Origin of the sequence: Ruminococcus sp., from assembly GCF_017650195.1 — a bacterium.
Lineage (GTDB): Bacteria > Bacillota > Clostridia > Oscillospirales > Ruminococcaceae > Ruminococcus.
Window position 1 is genome coordinate 1 of sequence record NZ_JAGCFH010000310.1, and the last position, 4,738, is coordinate 4,738.

The 4,738-nt window shown below is 39.9% G+C and carries 3 protein-coding genes; 2 read left to right on the forward strand and 1 reads right to left on the reverse strand.

Features of this window, described 5'->3' with window-relative positions; all coding sequences use genetic code 11:
* Positions 1-284 precede the first annotated feature (284 nt).
* Positions 285-1,646 (reverse strand): MATE family efflux transporter, encoded by a 1,362-nt coding sequence (locus tag J6U00_RS13915; RefSeq protein WP_296582813.1) that lies wholly within the window; start codon positions 1,644-1,646, stop codon positions 285-287.
* Between the two features lie 299 nt (positions 1,647-1,945).
* Between J6U00_RS13915 and J6U00_RS13920 the strand changes: the two genes are divergently transcribed.
* A complete protein-coding gene (locus J6U00_RS13920; protein ID WP_296582816.1) occupies positions 1,946-3,031 on the forward strand; it encodes a leucine-rich repeat protein in 1,086 nt (361 codons plus the stop codon).
* Positions 3,028-4,738, forward strand: a 1,711-nt coding sequence (locus J6U00_RS13925; protein ID WP_296582818.1) for a leucine-rich repeat protein, incomplete at its 3' end; no start/stop codon positions are given. The genes J6U00_RS13920 and J6U00_RS13925, both read left to right, overlap by 4 nt.

Genomic DNA, 4,738 nt, shown 5'->3' on the forward strand with positions numbered 1-4,738 from the left:
CTCCGTATCCGCGCAGAATATTAATTGAAACAGCGTATACATAATTGTAGTATTCATCAAATAAAGCTCTCTGACCATTTTCTGATGATTCGTTCATAAGCCTTATTATTTCATTATCAGTCATGGATATGCCCCCCTTCAGTTTCAGCAATTATTGCTTTCATTATACACTTACACAGAAGCCATGTAAAGTGTAACATATTCATTGAAAAAAATAAAAAACTTTTTCAATAAAAAAACCGAATGGTCATTATGCCATCCGGTTCTGTCGATAATATATTTTTTTAGCAGGTCAGTTCTCTGTTATTTGTCAGAGACAGATTCTGATATACAGTCTTCTTTTTTCTCTGTCTTACAACATATATGCAAAAAGCAGTAACTGTTGTGATAAGCTCAGATATAGGGACCGCAAGCCATACCATGCCGATACTATGCAGCAGATATGCAAGGAAAATAGCTGGTATAACAAGGAATGTGCCTCTGAGAAGAGATATAATCTGAGCAATATGCGGTTTTTCATCTGAAGAGAAATAAACAGACATTATTGCGTTAACGCCCATAAACGGCATGAACAGGAAATATATCCTCAGTCCGTTTTCAGCTATACTTCTCATATCACTCTCCCCTGAACTGTTGAATACGTCAACTATCGGTGATGTAAGTGAATAGATCAGAATATATGAGATGATCGCAACTATCACAGAAGTAATAACAGAAAGGCGAAGCAGATACTTGATTGAACTGTCGGCGCTTCTTCCGTGATATCTGCACATCAGCGGCTGAACACCGCTTGAGATACCAACAAATACTGCAGTGACGACTATCGCGATATTAGCGATAACTCCATCAGCCGCTATTCCTGTATTGCCCATAAGGTGATATATTACAAAGTTGAATACGAATATTACCACGCCTCCTGATACCTCAGTAAAGAAAGCATGAAGTCCAAGAGAAACAATATCCTTGATTATGCTGAGCGAAGGATGCAGCAGTCTGAAAGTAAATGCATTCCATCCTGTGAGGAAATGGAAACTCATGACTCCAAGACTGACAAACGGAGCTATGCATGTCGCAAGAGCTGCTCCTTTCATTCCCATACCCAAGGTAAAAATGAAAACATAGTCAAGAATAACGTTTGCAAGACTTCCGCTCAGTATTCCAGTCATTGCAAGCTTCGGAGCGCAGTCATTGCGCAGGAAGCATACGATCAGGTTGTTCAGCAGGAAAGCCGGTGAAAACAGGAGAATTGTCTTCAGATAATCATGAGAAAGTGCAAAAACAGCTGGATCCGCTCCCAGCAGATGTGTTATCTGTTCTGAGAAGAATATGCCTGCCACTTCAAACAGCACAGAAAGGAATCCGACCGATATAAATGCATTTGTAAATACTTTATCAGTTTCGCTTCGTTCCGTCCTGCAGTACATCATAGAGAAAATGCTTCCGCCTCCCATTCCGAGCATCAAACCGAAGCCGTTCAGGAAGCTGAATACAGGAAGTGAAAGGTTCAGAGCAGCCAGTCCGTCTGACCCCATTCCCTTAGAAATAAAGAAAGTATCGATCAGGATATATATAGAAACGCCTATCGAACTGATAACATTCGCAAATATATACCTGAAGAAATCTTTGCGTATAGTTTTATTGTCCATCTTTAATTGTCTGCCCCCAAGAAATTACATCACAGGGAAACCGAATTATTTCCCTACATATAACAATTTACCATTTTACATGATTATACCGCATTTGTCAAGAAGAGTAAAGATTACTTAAATCATATTCAACGTTACATTTGTCACTTTCCCGAAGCAAATTGTCGATATATGGTAATTTCCTGGCTGTTTTTGGGCGATTTCGGAGCCTGAATACAATTTTCTGAATTTTTGTATTGTATTTTTATATATAGAGTGATATAATATTTATATTCACTTTATTATAGGAGGTCGACTCAATGAAATTGAAGAGATTCTTAGCGGCAGGTACTGCTATGTTTGCAGTCAGCGCAATAGTGCCAACTCCGTTAATGCAGAAGTGCATTTCGATGGTATTTGCTGACGAAGAACTTACGTACGGTGATTTTATCTACCGAATTAACAAAGGAGCAGAGTATAATCTTGAAACAGGAAATTACGAAACCCGTGAATATATTCGTGTTTTCGGGCTTTCATCTTCGGCAAAGGGTGATATTGTTATTCCTGACGAGATAGAGGGTCAGAAGGTTGAAGCTGTTGACTTCAGTGGCCTTTTCAACGGCAGGGACGATATTACTTCGGTGACATTTCCCAAATATCTCACAGCTGCAGATGGATACTATGATATTCCAGAAAAGTGTGAGATAAAGATACCCGAGGGATGCGAGAATTTTTCTGTTGATGGTAATTTCCTTATGCAGAACAATGCATCATACTATGATTACAGCGCAGGAAAAACTCAAAAGGGAAAATCCATACTTAGAGCACTTGGACCTCTTTCAGGGGAGGTTACTGTTCCTGAGGGCGTTGTCAAACTGGATGATGTTTTCAGAGGAAACTATGATATTACAGCTATCAATTTGCCTTCAACTGTAGGTTATATTGAATGGTATTTTTGTGAGAATATGCCCGCACTTAAAGCAATTAACGTTTCGGAGAACAATCCAACATATTTTTCATATAACGGTGCACTCGGTAAAAAATACGTTTCTGATGATTGGGAATGGGATGAGGAAAAGAATGATTATGTGCGTTCAGGAGAAAGAATAGAGAAGGCCATTCTTGCTGTTCCTGAAGGATATGAAGGCGATTTTGTCGTTGAAGACGGGGTTGCTCTGACAATTTCAGGTGCAAGTTTTGAGAATGTGTCAAAAGTTACTTCTGTTAAGCTTGGTAAGGATACAATCTTTAACTGTAATGGATTTACAGGATGTACTTCACTTAAAGATATTGAAATCAATGGCGCAGTTTATTCAGTAAGCGGTATAGAAAAATGGCGTGGCTGGTCTTATGATAATGAAAGTGGTCAATATAAGGAAATGATGAAATTGACAGCTTTGATATGACAGCTGCGATGTTTGGTGATACCAAGTGGTATAAGGAGCATCCTGATGGTGTACTGTACTGCGGTGCTACTATTATAGGCTATAAGGGTACCCCAAAAAGCGATAAAATAGATGTTAAGGAAGGAACAAGAACTATTGTCGACAAGGCATTCAATGGTCTTGAGATAGGAGAGGTAAATGTTCCTGCTACCGTTGAATATATTGGTGCGTATGCACTTGACTGTCCTACGCTCACTGCTGTCAACATTGATGCGGACAACCCATATTACACATCTGATAAGGGTGTTGTTTATGATAAGAGCATGACCATGATGAAACTGTATCCACAGGCTAAGGCTGACTCTACATATAAAGTTCCGGATGGGGTGCAGATAATTGCTGCAAATGCATGTGACGGCAACAAGTTACTCAAGCATATTGATTTACCAGATTCAATTAGTCTGATTTATGGCTTTGGTGAAGGTGGTGGTGCATTCAAGAACTGCACAGGACTTGAAGATTTTGTACTGCCGAATGGTATTGATAGTTTTGATACAGGAGCAATATACAACTGTAATCTGAAAGCTTTAGATCTGTCAGAAACAGTGAAGACTTTCTCAGATGGTGGTGATCATGAAGAAATCAAGTGTTCGTTTGATTATCTTGTTTTCAGAAATCCTCAATGTGAGATAAAGGGAATGAAGAACTGTACTATCGTAGGTGTGGATGGTTCAAACGCTCAAGCATTTGCAAAGGAACACCAGATAAACTTTATGCTTCTTGATGATTATGACAAGGCACAGTCTACAACTACTACCACAGTTACAACTACTCAGTCAACGACAACAACGACAACAACGGCTCAGCCAACCACAACTACTACGGTAACAACGGCTCAGCCAACTACAACGACTACGGCAACAACGGCTCAGCCAACTACAACGACTACGGCAACAACAGCTCAGCCAACTACAACGACTACGGCAACAACAGCTCAACCAACTACAACAACTACGACAATAACAGCTCAGCCTACAACTTCTACAGCAATTGTTTCGACGACAGCACCAAACGGAGGTGAAAGCGGAACTATCCCAGTAAGTACAACGGTTTCCGCAAGCACTACTGAGCCAGTGACAACGACACAACCGGCAAATGCTGATGAGCCCAATATGTCAACATTTTTTGGTAGCTGGATCTCATACAAACAATCTAACAAGGGAATCCCTAGTGATATTCCTGAACAAGATGCCATGCAGCTTGTTATTGTAAAAGATCATACTGGAAGAATAGAAAAGAATGACCTTTCATGGAGCGCCGCAAGTGTTACGAAAATGTCAATAACAGCTGATGGCGATACAGCAGATCTTGCATTTGATGGAACAGATCTAATCCTCTATGTATCTGAGGGAAAGGCAGTATATTTCAAACATGGTGAGAAACCTGTCGAATTTGGTGATCCTAATGATGATAAGAAGATTGATGCAAATGATGCTTCTTTTGTCCTTATACAGTACGCAAAGATGTCAGTAGGTGGTGAATCAGCTCTTACTGATGCAGAAAAAGCTGCAGCAGACATCAATAAGGATGGCAAGATAGATTCAAAGGATGCTTCTGTAGTTCTTGCATTCTATTCATACCTTTCGACCGGCGGCAAAGGAAAGATTGATGGCTTCCTTCTTATTGAAGATGCAAATGTTATTCTTAAAAATCTCGATAATATAGACA

Coding starts and splice junctions, on each gene's coding strand:
- J6U00_RS13915 (WP_296582813.1), bottom strand. CDS start 1,646: ATGGACAATAAAACTATACGCAAAGATTTCTTCAGGTATATATTTGCG.
- J6U00_RS13920 (WP_296582816.1), top strand. CDS start 1,946: ATGAAATTGAAGAGATTCTTAGCGGCAGGTACTGCTATGTTTGCAGTC.